We start from the raw sequence: 704 nt of genomic DNA, 5'->3' as shown, positions 1-704 counted from the left end.
GCAACAACGCAACATCGCCAAAGCCATCACCCAGGCACAATTCCGATACCCGGACGCGAGCCTTGCTGAAGTCACCCGAGCAGAACAACGCGGCATCAACATGCGCCAACTGAAACGAATCGCGGCGACCAACTGGCGGGAAAACCCGACCAACATTCACATCCTCGCACCGACCGGAACAGGGAAAACATACATAGTCTGCGCCATCGGCGTCGCCGCATGCCAAGCCGGATACTCCGTGGCCTACTACCGGCTAGACCAACTCGTAGACATGTTGGCGGTCTTCTCACCGACTGACCAAAACTACCTCGATAAGATGCGGAAACTGATCAATGTCGATGTCCTTATCATCGACGATTTTATGACCATGAGCATCAACCAGCGCGGGCAAGAAGACCTGAGCAAGATCATATTCGACCGCGACGGTCGGCTCCCAACACTGATCTCCTCCCAATCGGCCGCCGCCTATTGGGTCGAAGCCCTCCCCGACAGAGTCGGAGCCGATTCACTCGTTAGCCGCCTCAACAACGGCCACCGAATCCGCATCGGAGACTTCGACATGCGCAAGGCCACCGCCCCAATAGAACCGGACGAATAAGACAAACAGCCGGGCCGACTCCGTCGGCCCGGCCCCGGTACCAACTACCCGGAACACAGCAGTACCGGGTCTCCGGAACACCGGTACCAAAAACCCGCATCTGACA

Annotated in this window: 1 protein-coding gene; it reads left to right on the top strand. The window is 57.8% G+C overall.

Annotation, left to right across the window (positions count from 1 at the left end; translation table 11 throughout):
* A partial coding sequence (locus tag HMPREF2736_RS03805) for an ATP-binding protein (RefSeq protein ID WP_070828937.1) occupies positions 1-598 on the top strand: 598 nt, incomplete at its 5' end.
* Positions 599-704 lie beyond the last annotated feature (106 nt).

The sequence above is a fragment of the Corynebacterium sp. HMSC036E10 genome, assembly GCF_001836265.1.
GTDB classification, from domain to species: domain Bacteria; phylum Actinomycetota; class Actinomycetes; order Mycobacteriales; family Mycobacteriaceae; genus Corynebacterium; species Corynebacterium coyleae.
This window is presented reverse-complemented; position numbering and strand designations above follow the sequence as displayed.